General features: G+C 65.5%; 17 protein-coding genes and 1 tRNA gene. 11 read left to right on the top strand and 7 right to left on the bottom strand.

What is annotated here, in order from left to right:
- Position 1: 1 nt before the first annotated feature.
- Genes dapE through dapC form a run of 3 tightly spaced genes read right to left on the bottom strand, consistent with a single transcriptional unit; the run spans position 2 to position 3,192 of the window.
- A complete protein-coding gene (gene dapE / locus J2P76_RS06770; RefSeq protein ID WP_207405539.1) occupies positions 2-1,144 on the bottom strand; it encodes a succinyl-diaminopimelate desuccinylase in 1,143 nt (380 codons plus the stop codon).
- Positions 1,144-1,965 carry a 2,3,4,5-tetrahydropyridine-2,6-dicarboxylate N-succinyltransferase gene (gene dapD, locus J2P76_RS06765; protein WP_207405537.1) on the bottom strand — a complete coding sequence of 274 codons (822 nt, stop codon included), beginning with the start codon at positions 1,963-1,965 and terminating at the stop codon, positions 1,144-1,146. The genes dapE and dapD overlap by 1 nt, the downstream gene beginning before the upstream one ends.
- Before the next feature lie 27 nt (positions 1,966-1,992).
- A complete protein-coding gene (gene dapC / locus J2P76_RS06760) occupies positions 1,993-3,192 on the bottom strand; it encodes a succinyldiaminopimelate transaminase (protein WP_207405535.1) in 1,200 nt (399 codons plus the stop codon).
- A 45-nt stretch (positions 3,193-3,237) separates the two neighbouring features.
- On the opposite strand from dapC, the gene J2P76_RS06755 reads away from it, so the two are divergent.
- Positions 3,238-3,324, top strand: a tRNA-Leu gene (locus tag J2P76_RS06755).
- A gap of 95 nt (positions 3,325-3,419) precedes the next feature.
- Entirely contained in the window at positions 3,420-3,689 is a 270-nt protein-coding gene (locus tag J2P76_RS06750) for a hypothetical protein (protein ID WP_207409138.1), read from the top strand.
- Positions 3,690-3,698: 9 nt separating this feature from the next.
- On the opposite strand, the gene J2P76_RS06745 is transcribed toward J2P76_RS06750, so the two are convergent.
- Entirely contained in the window at positions 3,699-3,995 is a 297-nt protein-coding gene (locus tag J2P76_RS06745) for a DUF2513 domain-containing protein (RefSeq protein ID WP_207405533.1), read from the bottom strand.
- Between the two features lie 113 nt (positions 3,996-4,108).
- Here J2P76_RS06745 and J2P76_RS06740 point away from each other — a divergent pair, with 113 nt between their 5' ends.
- The 8 genes from J2P76_RS06740 (at position 4,109) to lon (ending at position 12,472) form a co-directional block, all read left to right on the top strand.
- Positions 4,109-4,429 carry a hypothetical protein gene (locus J2P76_RS06740; RefSeq protein WP_207405531.1) on the top strand — a complete coding sequence of 107 codons (321 nt, stop codon included), beginning with the start codon at positions 4,109-4,111 and terminating at the stop codon, positions 4,427-4,429.
- Positions 4,430-4,700: 271 nt separating this feature from the next.
- Entirely contained in the window at positions 4,701-4,904 is a 204-nt protein-coding gene (locus J2P76_RS06735; RefSeq protein ID WP_012249703.1) for a cold-shock protein, read from the top strand.
- Positions 4,905-5,150: 246 nt separating this feature from the next.
- Positions 5,151-5,357: a cold-shock protein gene (locus tag J2P76_RS06730; protein WP_207405529.1), complete on the top strand. Its 207-nt coding sequence runs from the start codon at positions 5,151-5,153 to the stop codon at positions 5,355-5,357.
- Between the two features lie 216 nt (positions 5,358-5,573).
- Entirely contained in the window at positions 5,574-6,329 is a 756-nt protein-coding gene (locus J2P76_RS06725; protein ID WP_207405527.1) for a M48 family metallopeptidase, read from the top strand.
- A gap of 134 nt (positions 6,330-6,463) precedes the next feature.
- Positions 6,464-7,774: a trigger factor gene (gene tig, locus J2P76_RS06720; protein ID WP_207405525.1), complete on the top strand. Its 1,311-nt coding sequence runs from the start codon at positions 6,464-6,466 to the stop codon at positions 7,772-7,774.
- A gap of 4 nt (positions 7,775-7,778) precedes the next feature.
- Positions 7,779-8,432, top strand: coding sequence for an ATP-dependent Clp endopeptidase proteolytic subunit ClpP (gene clpP / locus J2P76_RS06715; RefSeq protein ID WP_207405523.1), 654 nt, complete (start codon positions 7,779-7,781; stop codon positions 8,430-8,432).
- 107 nt (positions 8,433-8,539) lie between these two features.
- Entirely contained in the window at positions 8,540-9,838 is a 1,299-nt protein-coding gene (clpX, locus tag J2P76_RS06710) for an ATP-dependent Clp protease ATP-binding subunit ClpX (RefSeq protein ID WP_207405521.1), read from the top strand.
- Between the two features lie 177 nt (positions 9,839-10,015).
- A complete protein-coding gene (gene lon, locus J2P76_RS06705) occupies positions 10,016-12,472 on the top strand; it encodes an endopeptidase La (RefSeq protein ID WP_207405519.1) in 2,457 nt (818 codons plus the stop codon).
- Between the two features lie 87 nt (positions 12,473-12,559).
- Here lon and J2P76_RS06700 read toward each other — a convergent pair whose 3' ends face one another.
- The gene (locus J2P76_RS06700; RefSeq protein ID WP_207405516.1) at positions 12,560-13,006 is read right to left on the bottom strand and encodes a winged helix-turn-helix transcriptional regulator; all 447 of its coding nucleotides are present in this window, start codon (positions 13,004-13,006) and stop codon (positions 12,560-12,562) included.
- Between the two features lie 108 nt (positions 13,007-13,114).
- Here J2P76_RS06700 and J2P76_RS06695 point away from each other — a divergent pair, with 108 nt between their 5' ends.
- Entirely contained in the window at positions 13,115-14,359 is a 1,245-nt protein-coding gene (locus J2P76_RS06695) for an MFS transporter (RefSeq protein WP_207405514.1), read from the top strand.
- On the opposite strand, the gene lexA is transcribed toward J2P76_RS06695, so the two are convergent.
- Both lexA and J2P76_RS06685 read right to left on the bottom strand, forming a co-directional pair.
- On the bottom strand, positions 14,356-15,030 hold the full coding sequence (gene lexA, locus J2P76_RS06690; protein WP_207405512.1) for a transcriptional repressor LexA: 675 nt from the start codon (positions 15,028-15,030) through the stop codon (positions 14,356-14,358). The two genes, J2P76_RS06695 and lexA, sit on opposite strands and share 4 nt — an antisense overlap.
- Before the next feature lie 164 nt (positions 15,031-15,194).
- Complete coding sequence (locus J2P76_RS06685) at positions 15,195-16,400, bottom strand: amino acid aminotransferase (protein ID WP_207405510.1); 1,206 nt, start codon at positions 16,398-16,400, stop codon at positions 15,195-15,197.
- Positions 16,401-16,425 lie beyond the last annotated feature (25 nt).

Below are 16,425 nucleotides of genomic sequence, written 5' to 3'. Positions count from 1 at the left end.
GTCAGCGCGGCAACAACAGGTTTTCGAGAGTACGCCGGTAGATGTTCTTCAAGGGGTCCAGCGAGGCCAGCTCGATGCGCTCGTTCACCTTGTGGATGGTGGCGTTGCACGGGCCGAACTCGATGACCTGCGGACAGATCTTGGCGATGAAGCGGCCGTCGGAAGTGCCGCCGGTGGTCGAGAGCTCCGCCGCCACGCCGGTTTCGGTGCGGATGGCGTCGACCAGCGCGTCGGTCAGCGGGCCGCGCGGGGTCAGGAAGGGCTCGCCGCCCAGTTCCCAGTCCAGCTCGTATTCCAGGCCATGCTTGTCGAGCAGCGCATGCACGCGCTGCTTCAGGCCGTCGGGCGTGCTGGCCGTCGAGAAGCGGAAGTTGAACAGCACCACGGCCTCGCCCGGCACCACGTTGGTGGCGCCTGTGCCGGCCCGCAGGTTCGACACCTGGAAGGTGGTGGGCGGGAAGTATTCGTTGCCGCGGTCCCATTCGGTGGCGGCCATCTCGGCCAGGGCGGGCGCCAGCTGGTGCACCGGATTGCGCGCCAGGTGCGGATAGGCCACGTGGCCCTGGATGCCCTTGACGGTCAGGCGGCCCGACAGCGAGCCGCGCCGGCCGTTCTTGCAGGTGTCGCCCAGCGCATCGCCCGAGGTCGGCTCGCCCACGATGCAGTAGTCGAGCTGCTCGCCGCGCGCCTGCAGTTCGTTGCAGACGATGACCGTGCCGTCGACCGCCGGGCCTTCTTCGTCGGAAGTGATGAGCAGGGCGATCGAGCCTTCATGGCCGGGATGGGCCGCGGTGAATTCCTCGGCCGCCACCACGAAGGCGGCGATGGAGCTCTTCATGTCGGCCGCGCCGCGGCCGTACAGGAAGCCGTCGCGCTCGGTGGGCACGAACGGATCGCTGTCCCATTTGTCGCGCGGGCCGGGCGGCACCACGTCGGTGTGGCCGGCAAACACCACCAGCGGGCCGGCGCTGCCGCGCCGGGCCCACAGGTTGGTGACGTCGCCGCGCGCGATGGTCTCGCAGCGGAAGCCGGCATGCTCGAGGCGCTGCGCCAGCAGCAGCTGGCAATCGACGTCGTCGGGCGTGACGGAAGGGCGGGCGATCAGCTCGCGCACAAGCGCGAGTACGGCGCTGTCGGCGGTCATCAAGCCCTCAGCAGGTCGTTGATGCTGGTCTTGGCGCGTGTCTGGGCGTCGACGCGCTTGACGATCACGGCGCAGGCCAGGCTGTGCGAACCGTCTTCGGAGGGCAGCGAACCGGGCACCACCACCGAGCCCGACGGCACGCGGCCGTAGGTCACCTTGCCGGTGGCGCGATCGTAGATCTTGGTGCTTTGCGACAGGAACACGCCCATGGCCAGCACCGAGTTTTCTTCGACGACCACGCCCTCGACGACTTCCGAGCGCGCGCCGATGAAGCAGTTGTCTTCGATGATGGTGGGGTTGGCCTGCAGCGGCTCGAGCACGCCGCCGATGCCCACGCCGCCCGACAGGTGCACGTTCTTGCCGATCTGCGCGCACGAGCCCACGGTGGCCCAGGTGTCGACCATGGTGCCTTCGTCGACATAGGCGCCGATGTTCACGTACGACGGCATCAGCACCACGTTGCGGGCGATGAAGGCGCCGCGGCGCGCCACGGCCGGCGGCACGACGCGGTAGCCGCCGTGCTGGAAGGCGGTTTCGCCGTACTCGGCGAACTTCAGGGGCACCTTGTCGTAGAACTGCAAGGGCGCCTGGCCCATGATGGCGTTGTCCTGCAGGCGGAACGACAGCAGCACGGCCTTCTTGATCCACTGGTGCACGATCCAGCCGGCCTCGGTTTTCTCGGCCACGCGCAGGCGGCCCAGGTCCAGCGCGGCAATGGTTTGTTCGACCGCTTCGCGCACTTCAGCGGTAGCGTCGACGGGCGACAGATTGGCCCGGTTTTCCCAGGCGTTTTCGATGGTGGTCTGCAGGTCGAGAGTCATGACGGCTCAGCTATTCAAAAAGGTTGATCAAAGCGTAGTGCGGGCAAACTGGGCAATGCGGCCGGCGGCTTCGACGCATTGCGCCAGCGGCGCCACCAGCGCGATACGGATGCGGCCCTGGCCGGGATTGGCGCCGTGCGCTTCGCGCGCCAGGAAACTGCCGGGCAGGACGGTCACGCCGGTGCGGGCGTAGAGATCGCGGGCAAACGCCGTATCCGGGCCGGACACGGGCACCCACAGGTAAAACGACGCTTGCGGGTACTCGACATCGAGCACGGGCTGCAGCAGCGGCGCGACCGCGGCGAATTTTTCGCGGTACAGGGCGCGGTTCTCGCGCACGTGGTCTTCGTCGTTCCAGGCGGCGATGCTGGCCGCCGACACGATGGGGCTCATGGCGCTGCCGTGATACGTACGGTACAGCAGGAAGCGCGCCATCAGGGCGGCGTCGCCCGCCACGAAGCCCGAGCGCAGCCCGGGCACGTTCGAGCGTTTGGACAGGCTGGAGAACACCACCAGGTTCCTGTAGTCGTCGCGTCCCAGGCGGCGGGCGGCCTGCAGCGCGCCCAGCGGCGCATCGCCTTCGTCGAAATAGATCTCGGAATAGCACTCGTCGGAGGCGATGGCGAAGCCGTGGCGGTCGGACAGCGCGAACAGGGCGCGCCAGTCGTCCAGCGGCATGACGTTGCCGGCCGGATTGCCCGGCGAGCACACGAAGACCAGCTGGGTGCGCTGCCAGACGTCGGCGGGCACGCTCTGCCAGTCGCAGCCGAAATTGCGCGCCGGGTCGGCGTTGACGTAATAGGGCTGGGCGCCGGCCAGCAGCGCCGCGCCTTCATAGATCTGGTAGAACGGATTCGGGCATACCACCAGCGGCTGGCCGGCGCTGGAGTCGACAACGGTCTGGGCGAAGGCGAACAGCGCCTCGCGCGAGCCCAGCACGGGCAGCACTTGCGTGTCGGCATCGGGGGCGGGGATGCTGTAGCGCCGCGCCAGCCACTGCGAAATGGCCGCGCGCAGCGCGGGCTCGCCCTTGGTGGCCGGGTACACCGACAGGCCCGCGAGATTGCCGCGCAGCGCCTGCGCCACGCAGGCGGGGGCGGCGTGCTTGGGCTCGCCGATCGACAAATCGATCGGCGCCAGCCCGTCCGGCGCGGGGCCGGCCGATTCGAGCAGCGCGCGCAGTTTCGTGAAGGGATAGGGATGCAGGGCATCAAGACGCGGGTTCATGGCGCACGATTTTAGCAAGCAAGCTACAATACCGGGCTTGGCTTTGCGAAGGTGGCGAAATTGGTAGACGCACCAGGTTTAGGTCCTGACGCCGTAACAGGTGTGCGGGTTCGAGTCCCGCCCTTCGCACCAGTTCACTGCCGCCCCGCCTGAGCGCGGGCGGCGCTCCATCCGGCGCACACTAGCGGACGGCCGCCTTGCAACATTACGAGAACCTCTTCTGGGCCATGGCCGCCATTGTCGCGGTTGCCCTGGTGGGCGGAGCACTGCTGGGCCGCTGCGCCGCCATCGGGCGCAGCCTGGCCGGCGTGGCCGCCCTGGCGCTGGCCGTGCTGGCCGTGGTCGGCTACCTGGCGACCCGCGCCGGGCTGGGCGACATCGTGGCCTTGCTGGCGGTGGCCGCCTTCATGTTCTCGCTGGTCATCGGCACCGCCGCCACCCTGGTGTCGCGCAAGGTGTGGCGCCGGCGGCGGCACGCATCCGCCGGGCAGGCCTGATCCGCGTTTTCAATCGTCCTCGTCGTCTTCGTCCTCTTCTTCGTCGTCTTCGTCCTCATCCTGCTGGTCGAGCGCGTCGTGGCCTTTCCAGGTCAGGCGCCACGCCGCGCCCGCCGGGCTGCCGTCCGGCGCGATCAGGCCGGCGTCGGCCAGGATGTCCAGGTGATGCGCAATCAAGGCCACCGGCGGCGCATCCGGCATGCTGGCGCGCACGGCGGCTTCGATGTCCGCCCGCGACAGCGAGGCGGTGTCGGCGTCGCGCAATTCACCCAGTATGGTTACCACCAGATCAAAATCTCGTTGCATGGCTATGGCCCTCCGGTTTCATATCGCCAGTACACACCATAACAGCAGTGCCTGCGCCGCCGGGCCGGGGCTGTTATAGTCGCGTCCCCGCGCACCCAAAGGATGCCCCGATCATGGAAATCATCAGCCGCCAAATCGCCGCCATTGCCGGCGGAGTCGCCCTGGAAACCACGCTGGACGGCGAGCGCGTCGACGCCTACGTGGTCAGCGGCGTGTCCGACCTGGAAGCCGTCGCCGATATCGTGCCGCGCGAAAAGGTCGAGGCCGGCGCCGAGATCCATGTCACGGCGGTGGACGCTGTCGATACCGCCCAGGAGCAGGTCGACCAGGTGCTGGAAAACCTCAATCCCGGCGATGTGGCCGTGTTCTTGTGCGCCCACGACGACGCCTATAACGCGGCCCTCGATCTGCTGGGCCTGCCGCTCGATTCCTGAGCGATCCGTGCGCGCGCAAGACCCCGCCGCGCCCGAATAGTTCCGGAATCAGCCGGCTGCCGTTGCGCTTTGTTGCATTATTGGCACGTATTTTTGAGGATTATGTTGACTTGTGAGGGGAACCTAACGATAGTGACGGCACACGATCTCAAGCGTTGCGATTTTCGTTCAGTGCAGTGCCTTTTCCGGCCAGAGTTATTGTTCTACTGTCCCCTCCTTGATTGATTCGTGACCCCCGGGCGTTTTGCCCATTATCTCTAGGAAATACAGTATGGAAACCGGCGTTGTTAAGTGGTTCAACTCGGAAAAAGGCTACGGCTTCATCACCCCGGAAGCGGGCGGCAAGGATCTGTTCGCGCACTTCTCGGAAATCCAGGCCAACGGCTTCAAGTCCCTGGAAGAGAATCAGCGCGTCAGCTTCGTGACGGCGAATGGTCCCAAGGGTCCGCAAGCGACCAAGATCCAGGTGCTGTAAGCCCTGGCTCTTTGAAAAAGCCCCTTCGGGGGCTTTTTTTATTGCCGCGCCGCCTGTCCCGGGCCGGCGGCATGTTTTATTAAGGTTTGACGACTTTCGAGATTCCCCCATACACTGGGCAAGCGAGATCTTCAAGCGACGCGGTCGTTACACCTGTCGCCGTTACTGGTACCCAGTTGCGTGTCCCCATCCTTGATCATCTGGCGCCCCGCGAGCAATCGCTACTCGAAGGTGAAGGACACATTCATGGCAACAGGCATCGTCAAGTGGTTCAACGCCGAAAAGGGCTACGGCTTCATCACGCCTGATGACGGCAGCAAAGATCTTTTCGCGCATTATTCGGAAATCAGCAGCGAAGGCTATAAATCGCTGCAGGAAAACCAGCGCGTGACGTTCGAAGTAGGACAGGGTCCCAAGGGCCCCAGCGCCAAGAACATCAAAGTCACGGCCTGACGCGCCGGCCAGCCCGGCCGTCCCGTCTTGGTGGCGCCCTCGCCGGCCATGTGCCGGCGGGGGCGTTTTGTCGTCCTGGCGCTGCAAAACAGGCGGCAACATGTAAAAAAATTTCGCATTTGCGAGTTTATGTACGAAAAACGGGGGCTGATCACCTGGCGTCTATAGAATTGCCGCGCCCCGCTCGTGTCGAGCGGTACATCGGAGATAACACCAATGAAGATGCGTCACGGCGCGGCCGCGCTCGCCCTGGTTCTGGCCCCATATTCTGCGTCGCACGCCCTGGACATCGGCGGGCTGATCGGCGCGGGCAGCAAGGTCGTCCAGGCGGCCACCCTGAGCGATGCCGATATCAAGACCTTGTCCGACAAGTCTTGCGCGGAAAGCGACAAGCAGGAAAAAGTCGCCAAGCGCGGCAGCAAGTACGATGCGCGCCTGCAGAAGCTCGCCAAGGCGCTGGGCGGCACCGTCAACGGCCAGCCGGCCAACTACAAGGTCTACATCACGTCCGACGTCAATGCCTGGGCCATGGCCAATGGTTGCATCCGCGTCTACAGCGGCCTGATGGACATGATGACCGACGATGAGCTGCAGGGCGTCATCGGCCACGAAATCGGCCACGTGGCGCTGGGCCATTCCAAGAAGGCCATGCAGACGGCCTACACCGTCTCGGCGGCGCGCGACGCGGCCGGCGCGGCGGGCGGCAACGCGGTGGCGGCGCTCAGCGCATCGCAGCTGGGCGACCTGACCGAAAAGTTCATCAATGCGCAGTTCTCGCAATCGCAGGAAAGCGCCGCCGACGACTATTCGTTCGACATGCTGCAGGCCAGGAAACTCAACACCCGCGGCCTGGTCACGGCATTCCAGAAACTGGCCGAACTCGATGGCGGCAAGAGCGACATGATGAGCTCCCATCCGTCCTCGACCAAGCGCGCCAAGCACATCGAAGACCGGATCGCCGCGGCCAAATAAGCGCCGCAGCGGTTCCCGCGGGGCGCCGGCCTTGGGGACTTCCCCAGGACCGGCGCCCTGCTTGCGCAGGGGCCTTGAACTTTCCGGTAAAATGCGCTGTTTACTTGTTCGTTCACTTACTTTCGGAAAATTTGATGCAGCCTGTGGTTGAAACCCTCTCTGGCCTGGAACGCCGTGTCGATCTGGCGGTTTCCGTGGCCGACGTCGAAAAGGAAGTCCAGGCGCAACTGAAGCGCGTTGCCCGCACGGCCAAAGTGCCCGGGTTCCGTCCCGGCAAGGCGCCGCTGGCCATGCTCGAGCGCAGCCATGGCCCCGGCATCCGCTACGACGTCATCAACGGCCAGGTCGGCCGTGCCTTTGAACAGGCCGTCGACGGCGCCAAGCTGCGCGTGGCCGGCGCGCCCACGCTCGAGCCCAAGACCGAAGGCGTCGCGGACGACACGCTGGCTTTCACCGCCACCTTCGAGGTCTATCCCGAAGTGGCCGTGCCCGACCTCTCCGCGCTGGCCGTCACGCGCTACGAAACCGCCGTGACCGACGCCGAAGTGCAGCAGACGCTCGACGTGCTGCGCAAGCAGCGCGCCAACTACGAAGCCCGCGAAGGCCGCGCCGCCCAGGATGGCGACCGCGTCACCCTCGATTTCGCCGGCACCATCGACGGCGTGCCCTTCGAAGGCGGCAAGGCCGAGAACTTCCCGTTCGTGCTGGGTCAGGGCCGCATGCTGCCCGAGTTCGAAGCCGCCGCCAGCGGCCTGAAGGCCGGTGAAACCAAGGTGTTCCCGCTCAAGTTCCCCGACGACTACCAAGGCAAGGAAGTCGCCGGCAAGACCGCCGAATTCACCATCACCGTCAAAGAAGTCGCCGAAGGCGTGCTGCCCGAAGTCAACGCCGAATTCGCCAAGTCGCTCGGCCAGGCCGAAGGCGACGTCGAAAAGCTCAAGGCCGACATCCGCGCCAACATCGAGCGCGAAGCCAAGGCCCGCACGCAGGGCCGCACCAAGGCCAGCGTCATGGACGCCCTGGTCGAGGCCGGCAAGTTCGACGTGCCCAAGGCCCTGGTCGACAGCGACGTGCAGAACCGCGTCCAGGCTGCCCGCGAAGAGCTCAAGCAGCGCGGCGTGCCCAACGCCGAGTCGGTGCCCATTCCCGCCGAAGCCTTCTCCACCGAGTCCGAGCGCCGCGTGCGCCTGGGCCTGCTGGTGTCCGAGCTGGTCAAGCAGGCGCAACTGCAGGCCAAGCCCGAACAGGTGCGCGCCCGCATCGAAGAGTTCGCGCAAAACTACGAGCAGCCTGCCCAGGTGGTCAGCTACTACCTTACCGACCGCCAGCGCCGCGCCGAAATCGAAGCCATCGTGCTCGAAGACAACGTGGTGCAGCACGTGCTCGACAAGTCCAAGGTCACCGAAGAGCAGGTGCCTTTCGATCAGCTGATGGGGATGGCGTAAGCATATGCAGCGTTTTACCGATTTCTATGCGTCAATGTACGGCGGGGCATCGGTCACGCCGACGGGGCTGGGCTACATCCCCATGGTCATCGAGCAGTCGGGGCGCGGCGAACGCGCCTACGACATCTATTCGCGCCTGCTGCGCGAGCGGCTCATTTTCCTGGTCGGCCCGGTCAACGACAACACGGCCAACCTGATCGTGGCGCAGCTGCTGTTCCTGGAATCGGAAAATCCTGACAAGGACATCTCGCTGTACATCAACTCGCCGGGCGGGTCGGTGTACGCGGGGATGGCCATCTTCGACACCATGCAGTTCGTCAAGCCCGACGTCTCCACCCTGTGCACGGGCCTGGCTGCCAGCATGGGGGCTTTCCTGCTGGCCGCGGGCAAGAAGGGCAAGCGTTTCACGCTGCCCAACTCGCGCATCATGATCCACCAGCCGTCGGGCGGCGCCCAGGGGCAGGCCTCCGATATCCAGATCCAGGCTCGCGAGATCCTGGACCTGCGCGAGCGCCTGAACCGCATCCTGGCCGAGAACACCGGCCAGCCCGTCGAGCGCATCGCCGTAGACACCGAGCGTGACAACTTCATGTCGGCCGAAGATGCGGTATCGTATGGTCTGGTGGACAAGGTTCTCGCATCCCGTTCCGAGGGGTAAGCGAAGGCAACACCCCGGGCCTGTGCGGTTCCGTCACGTCCGAGTAAGCGTTGAATGCGCCGGCCGGCCAAGAGCTGGCGCATTCTCACCAGAGATACGAAACACATATGCCTGACAAAAAGGGATCGGCCGACGCAAAAGTGCTGCATTGCTCGTTCTGCAATAAAAGCCAGCACGAAGTCCGCAAGCTGATCGCGGGGCCGTCGGTGTTCATCTGCGATGAGTGCATCGACCTCTGCAATGACATCATCCGCGAAGAAGCGCAGGCAACCGCGCGCGCGGCCATAAGGTCCGAACTGCCCACGCCGTCTGAAATCAAGACGTTCCTGGACCAGTACGTCATCGGCCAGAGCCTGCCCAAGCGCATGCTGGCGGTGGCTGTCTACAACCATTACAAGCGCATCCGCCACGGCGAGATCAAGGGCGACGAGGTCGAGCTCTCCAAGAGCAACATCATGCTCATCGGCCCCACCGGCTCGGGCAAGACCCTGCTGGCCCAGACGCTGGCGCGCATGCTGAACGTGCCCTTCGTGATGGCCGACGCCACCACCCTGACCGAAGCCGGTTACGTGGGTGAAGACGTCGAAAACATCATCCAGAAGCTGCTGCAGAACTGCAACTACGAAGTCGAAAAGGCCCAGCGCGCCATCATCTACATCGACGAAATCGACAAGATCTCGCGCAAGTCCGACAACCCCTCCATTACCCGCGACGTGTCCGGCGAAGGAGTGCAGCAGGCGCTGCTCAAGCTCATCGAGGGCACGGTGGCCTCGGTGCCGCCCCAGGGCGGCCGCAAGCATCCCAACCAGGATTTCGTCCAGGTCGACACCACCAACATCCTGTTCATCGTGGGCGGCGCCTTCGACGGGCTGGAAAAGGTCATCCGCGACCGCACCGAGAAATCCGGCATCGGGTTTTCGGCGTCGGTGCGCGCCAAGTCCGAACGCGGGGTGGGCGAGCTGTTCAGCGAGGTCGAGCCCGAAGACCTGATCAAGTTCGGCCTCATCCCCGAGCTGGTCGGCCGCCTGCCGGTCGTGGCCACCCTTGACGAACTCGATGAGGCGGCGCTGGTCCAGATCCTGACCGAGCCCAAGAACTCCCTGATCAAGCAGTTCCAGAAGCTGTTCGCCATGGAAGGCGCCGAGCTCGACGTGCGCCCGGGCGCCCTGAAGGCCATTGCCCGCAAGGCGCTCAAGCGCAAGACCGGCGCGCGGGGCCTGCGCTCCATCATCGAGGCCGCGCTGCTCGACACCATGTACGACCTGCCTTCCCAGGGCAACGTCAGCAGGGTGGTGCTGGACGAAAACGTCATCGACAGCGACGGCAAGCCGCTGCTCATCTACGCCGACGAGGCGGCCGCGCCCGACAAGCCGGCGCGCAACCAGGTACGCGGCGCAGCTGCCTGAAAACAAAGCAAAAAACCCGTTCTGTAACGGGTTTTTTTGCCTTGGCCGGCCGTCCGGGCGCCGACGGCTTGATTTTTCGGCTATCGTTCCCATATCAGACGTAACCTATACGGATAAAAGGGTCCTGTCCCCCTCCTATCCGGTACCGATACGCCGAGTCTCACCAAGGAATCCTTTATGTCTGCCAGCCAGACCCTGCCTTCCGAACCCATTGATCTGCCGCTGCTGCCACTGCGCGACGTGGTGGTGTTCCCGCACATGGTCATCCCGCTGTTCGTAGGCCGCCCGCGCTCGATCAAGGCGCTGGAAGTGGCCATGGAAGCGGGCAAGAGCATCATGCTGGTGGCGCAGAAATCCGCCGGCAAAGACGACCCCACGCCCGAAGATGTGTATGAAATCGGCTGCGTGGCCGGCATTCTGCAAATGCTGAAACTGCCCGACGGCACCGTGAAGGTGCTGGTCGAGGGCACCCAGCGCGCCCGCATCGACAGCATCGACGATGCCGAGTCGCACTTCGTGTGCCAGGTAACCCCCGTGGAACCCGATGCCATGCAGGGGTCTGAAACCGAAGCGCTGCGCCGCGCCATCGTTGCCCAGTTCGAGCAGTACGTCAAACTCAATAAGAAGATCCCGCCCGAGATCCTGACCTCGCTGGCGGGCATCGATGACGCCGGCCGGCTGGCCGACACCATCGCCGCGCATCTGCCGCTCAAGCTCGAGCAGAAGCAGAAGATGCTCGAGATCCTGGGCACTTCCGAGCGCCTGGAAGGCCTGCTGACTCAGCTGGAAACCGAGATCGACATTCTCCAGGTCGAGAAGCGCATCCGCGGCCGCGTCAAGAAGCAGATGGAGAAGAGCCAGCGCGACTACTACCTGAACGAACAGGTCAAGGCCATCCAGAAAGAGCTGGGCGAAGGCGAAGAGGGCGCCGACATCGAAGAGCTCGAAAAGAAGATCATCGCCGCGCACATGCCCAAAGAGGCGCGCAAGAAGGCCGATGCCGAGCTCAAGAAGCTCAAGCTGATGTCGCCCATGTCCGCCGAAGCCACGGTGGTGCGCAACTACATCGATACGCTCATCAATCTTCCCTGGAAGAAAAAGAGCAAGATCAACAATTCCATCGGCAACGCCGAGAAAGTGCTCGACGACGATCACTACGGGCTGGAAAAGGTCAAGGAACGCATCCTGGAATACCTGGCCGTGCAGCAGCGCGTCGACAAGGTCAAGGCGCCCATCCTGTGCCTGGTGGGCCCCCCGGGCGTGGGCAAGACCTCGCTCGGCCAGTCCATCGCGCGCGCCACGAATCGCAAGTTCGTGCGCATGGCGCTGGGCGGCGTGCGCGACGAAGCCGAGATCCGCGGGCATCGCCGCACCTACATCGGCTCGATGCCGGGCAAGATCCTGCAGAACATGAGCAAGGTCGCCGTGCGCAACCCGCTGTTCCTGCTCGACGAGATCGACAAACTGGGCATGGATTTCCGCGGCGATCCTTCTTCGGCGCTGCTCGAAGTGCTCGACCCCGAACAGAACCACACCTTCCAGGACCACTACATCGAGGTCGATTTCGACCTGTCCGACGTGATGTTCGTGGCCACCAGCAACACGCTCAACATTCCGCCGGCGCTGCTCGACCGGATGGAAGTGATCCGTCTGTCGGGCTACACCGAAGACGAGAAAATCCACATCGGCCGCGACCATCTGCTGCCCAAGCTGATGAAGAACAACGGCGTGAAAGAGTCCGAGCTTACGGTCGACGATTCGGCGTTGCGCGACATCGTGCGCTATTACACCCGTGAAGCGGGCGTGCGCGCGCTCGAGCGCGAGGTCGGCAAGATCTGCCGCAAGGTCGTCAAGGAACTGCTGGCGCAGGCCGACAAGGCCAAGGCCGAAGGCCGGCCGGTGCAGGCGGCCGCGCCGGTGCATGTCAATGCCGAGAATCTCAGCGACTACCTGGGCGTGCGGCGCTACACCTTCGGCATGGCCGAGAAAGAAAACCAGATTGGCCAGGTCACGGGCCTGGCCTGGACCGAAGTGGGCGGCGATCTGCTTACCATCGAAGTGGCCGACATGCCGGGCAAAGGAACCATCCAGCGCACCGGGTCGTTGGGCGACGTGATGAAAGAATCGGTCGAGGCCGCCCGCACCGTGGTGCGCTCGCGGGCGCGCCGCCTGGGTTTTGCCGACAGCGTGTTCGAGAAGCACGACATGCACGTGCACGTGCCCGAGGGCGCCACGCCCAAAGACGGCCCGTCGGCGGGTATCGCCATTACCACGGCCATGGTGTCGGCCCTGTCGCGCATTCCGGTGCGCGCCGACGTCGCCATGACGGGCGAGATCACGCTGCGCGGCGAGGTGCTGCCCATCGGCGGCCTGAAAGAAAAGCTGCTGGCGGCGCATCGCGGCGGTATCAAGACGGTGCTGATCCCCGAGGAAAACGTCAAAGACCTGGCCGAAATCCCGGACAACGTCAAGAACCACCTGGAAATCGTGCCCGTGCGCTGGATCGACAAGGTGCTTGAGCTGGCGCTGGAACGCCAGCCCGAGCCCCTGGCCGAGGACGAGGCCGTGAAGGAAGCCCTGGTGGCCAAGCCCGCCGAGGCCGGTTCGCCGGGCGACCCGGTGTTCAAGCACTGAGGCCGCAGGCCCGTTCGCGGGCATGCAGTGCAAAGGGGCGTCGCAAGACGCCCCTTTTGTTTGGGCCGCAGCAGGCCCGGCGGCCCGCTACGGCACTTTTCGCACTTCGGTGGACGCCGGCGCCAGCGTGCCGCCGTCGCCGGCCCGCGGCGCCATGAAAGGGACGGGCTTGCCCGTGTTCCTGTCGATCAGCACCGAATGGCGCTCGCCGGGCCGGAACAGGTGCTGCTCACCCCATTGCCGCAATGCCAGCACGACAGGAAACAGGCTTTGTCCTTGCGCGGTAAGCACATATTCCTGGTAGGCGCTGCCGTCCGAGGCCGTCTGGGTCGTCAGGATGCCCGCATCCACCAGCTTGCGCAGGCGATCCGACAGAATGTTGCGAGCCACGCCCAGGTTGCGCTGGAAATCGCCGAAGCGGCGCATGCCGTCGAAGGCGTCGCGAACAATCAGCAGCGACCACCGGTCGCCGATCAGGTCGACGCTGCGGGCGACAGGGCAGGGCTGATTGTTCAGGGATTTGCGGCGCGGCATGCGGGTTCCTTGTGGGTGGGGGGCCATGATTATCGGTTGCATTTTAAAACTGCATGCCCTAGCATTCAATCAGTTTTGTTTTGAAACTAGATTGGATGGATCGGGATAATGGAAGCCGCTTGCCCTGTGATTTCACCCGCCCCGCCGCGCCAGGCGGCCGAGCCGGCGGCCATGCCGCGCAGCCTGGTGCTGCTGTTTGCCCTGGCCAGCGGCCTGAGCGTGGCCAATGTGTACTACGCGCAGCCATTGCTGGATGCGCTGGCGCGCGATTTCGGCATCAGCTACGCGGCCGTCGGCGGCGTGGTTACCGCAACGCAGGCCGGCTGCGCGCTAGCCCTGCTATTGCTGGTGCCATTGAGCGACCGGGTGGACCGGCGCCGCTTGATGGCGGCGCAATTGGTGGCGTTGGCGGCGATGCTGGTGGCGGTGGGCATGGCGCAGTCCGCCTCCTGGCTGCTGGCCGGCATGCTTGGTGTGGGCCTGCTGGGCACGGCGATGACCCAGGGGCTGATTGCCTACGCGGCCAGCGCCGCGGCGCCCGGTGAGCAGGGGCGGGTGGTGGGCGCCGCGCAAGGCGGCGTGTTCATGGGTTTGCTGCTGGCGCGGGTATTCGCCGGCGGCGTCAGCGATCTGGCCGGCTGGCGCGGCGTGTACTTCTGTGCCGCCATACTGATGCTGGCGATCGGCCTGCCGCTGTGGCGGCGGCTGCCGGCCCTGGCCGTGGCCCGCGGTTCGATGAGCTATCCGCGCCTGATCGCCTCGATGCTGGGCCTGCTGCGGCGGGAACGGGTGCTGCAGGTGCGAGGCATGCTTGCGCTGCTGATGTTCGCGGCATTCAACATCTTCTGGAGCGCGCTGGTGCTGCCCTTGAGCGCGCCCCCTTATGGCTTTACGCACACGGCCATTGGCGCCTTCGGCCTGGCGGGGGCCGTGGGCGCGCTGGCCGCCGCGCGCGCCGGGCACTGGGCGGACCAGGGCCACGGCCAGCGCACCAGCGGCGCGGCGCTGGCGGCGCTGCTGCTGGCCTGGGGGCCGCTGTCGCTGATGGAGTGGTCGCTGTGGGCGCTGGTGGCCGGCATCATATTGCTGGACCTGGGCGGCCAGGCCTTGCACGTTACCAACCAGAGCCTGATTTTTCGCATCCAGCCCGAGGCGCATGGCCGGCTGGTGGGGCTTTACATGCTGTTCTACGCGGTGGGCAGCGGACTGGGCGCAATCGGCACTACCGCGGTGTATTCGCGCGCCGGATGGCAGGGCGTGTGCCTGCTGGGCGCCGCGGTCAGCCTGGCGGCGCTGCTGTTCTGGCGGGCGACCCGGCGGGTGCTGCCCGCGGGCCAGCCCGCCGGCAACTAGTGCAGCGCCTGCGTGCGGATCAGGCCCACGGCGATGCCTTCCAGGGCGAATTCCTGGGTGCCGTCGACGATGATGGGCGAGAAGTCGGGGTTTTCGGGCAGCAGTTCGATGCGGCCTTGGTGGCGCTGCAGGCGCTTCACGGTGACCTCGTCGCCCAGGCGGGCGACGACGATCTGCCCGTTGCGGGCCTCGGCCGCACGCTTGACCGCCAGCAGGTCGCCTTCGAGAATGCCGGCGTCGCGCATGCTCATGCCGCGCACCTTCAGCAGGTAATCGGGTGTTTGTGCGAACAGGCCGGCGTCGACGCCGACTTCGCGTTCGACGTGTTCGGCCGCCAGGATAGGGCTGCCCGCCGCCACCCGCCCGACCAGCGGCAACAACAGACGGCCGATGGCGTCGGCCATGCCGGCGATGGCGGAAGAGGGGGCTTCGGCGCCGGACTGGCCGGCTTCGCCGGAATCTTTCAGGCGGATGCCGCGCGAGGCCCCGGCCGTGAGTTCGATGGCGCCCTTGCGGGCCAGGGCCTTCAGGTGGTCTTCCGCGGCGTTGGGGGAACGGAATCCCAGCGCCCGGGCGATTTCGGCGCGGGTGGGCGGGAACCCGGTGCGCGCTACCGTCAGCCGGATGAGATCCAGGATTTCCTGCTGGCGGTCGGTGAGTTTGCTGGCCATGGCGATGATCCGGAAAGCGTGCTGTATGGATATACAGCATGGATTCTGGACGACGCGGCGTAAAAAAGCAAGGGCCGTTCGCGCCGGACATGGGGCCGCGCGACGCGCAAGAAAAGAAAAAGCCCCTCTTGCGGAGGGGCCCTGTTGCCGGCGGTGGCCTGGCCTTACTGCTTGATGACGGCGGCGATGGCCTTGGCGACGGTGTCGATGTTGCCGCTGTTCAGGGCGGCCACGCAGATGCGGCCGCTGGATACCGCATAGATGCCGTGCTGCTCGCGCAGTACGTCGACCTGGGCCGAGGTCAGGCCGGAATACGAGAACATGCCGCGCTGCTGCAGCACGAAGCCGAAGTCTTGCGTGGCGCCCGCCGCCTTGATTTTGTCGACCAGCTGCTGGCGCATCAGGCGGATGCGGTCGCGCATGCCGGCGAGCTCTTGTTCCCACAGGGCGTAGAGTTCGGGCGTATTGAGCACCGTGGACACGACCGTGCCGCCATGGGTGGGCGGGTTGGAGTAGTTGGTGCGGATGACGCGCTTGAGCTGGCTGAGAACGCGCTTGGCTTCGTCCTGGTTGCCGGCGACCACGGTCAGCGCGCCCACGCGTTCGCCGTACAGCGAGAACGACTTGGAGAACGACGAACTGATCAGCATGGTGAGGCCGAGGTCGGCGAACATGCGCACCACGGCGGCGTCTTCTTGCAGGCCGGCGCCGAAGCCCTGGTAGGCGATGTCCAGGAACGGCACCAGGTTGCGGGCCTTGACCACCTGCGCGATCTGTTGCCACTGCTCGGCGGTGGGATCGACCCCGGTGGGGTTGTGGCAGCACGCATGCAGTACCACGATGGTCTGCGCCGGGGCGGCCTGCAGCGAGGCCAGCATGCCCTGGAAGTCGAGCCCGTGAGTGGCGGCGTCGTAGTAAGCGTAGGTTTCAACCGGGAAGCCGGCGCGCTCGAACAGGGCGCGGTGGTTTTCCCAGCTGGGGTTGCTGATCAGCACCTTGGACTGGGGCAGCAGCTGGCGTAGGAAGTCGGCGCCGATTTTCAGGGCGCCGGTGCCGCCCAGGGCCTGGGCGGTAAGCACGCGGCCTTCGGCGGCCAGGGGCGAATCGGCTCCCAGCAGCAGGGTCTGGGCTCCCTTGTTGTATCCGGCGATGCCTTCGATGGGCAGGTAGCCGCGCGCGGCGGCGGCTTCGACGCGGGCGATCTCGGCCTTGCGCACGGCCGCCAGCAGGGGAATGCGGCCGGCATCGTCGTAATACACCCCCACGCCCAGGTTGACTTTACCGGGGCGGGTATCGGCGTTGTATTGTTCGTTCAATCCCAGGATGGGGTCGCGCGGCGCAAGTTCGACGGAATCGAAAAGAGAGCTCATGGGGGTTCGGTAAGGGTATGTGGAC

This window comes from Bordetella petrii, assembly GCF_017356245.1.
GTDB lineage: Bacteria > Pseudomonadota > Gammaproteobacteria > Burkholderiales > Burkholderiaceae_B > Bordetella_A > Bordetella_A petrii_D.
This window is presented reverse-complemented; position numbering and strand designations above follow the sequence as displayed.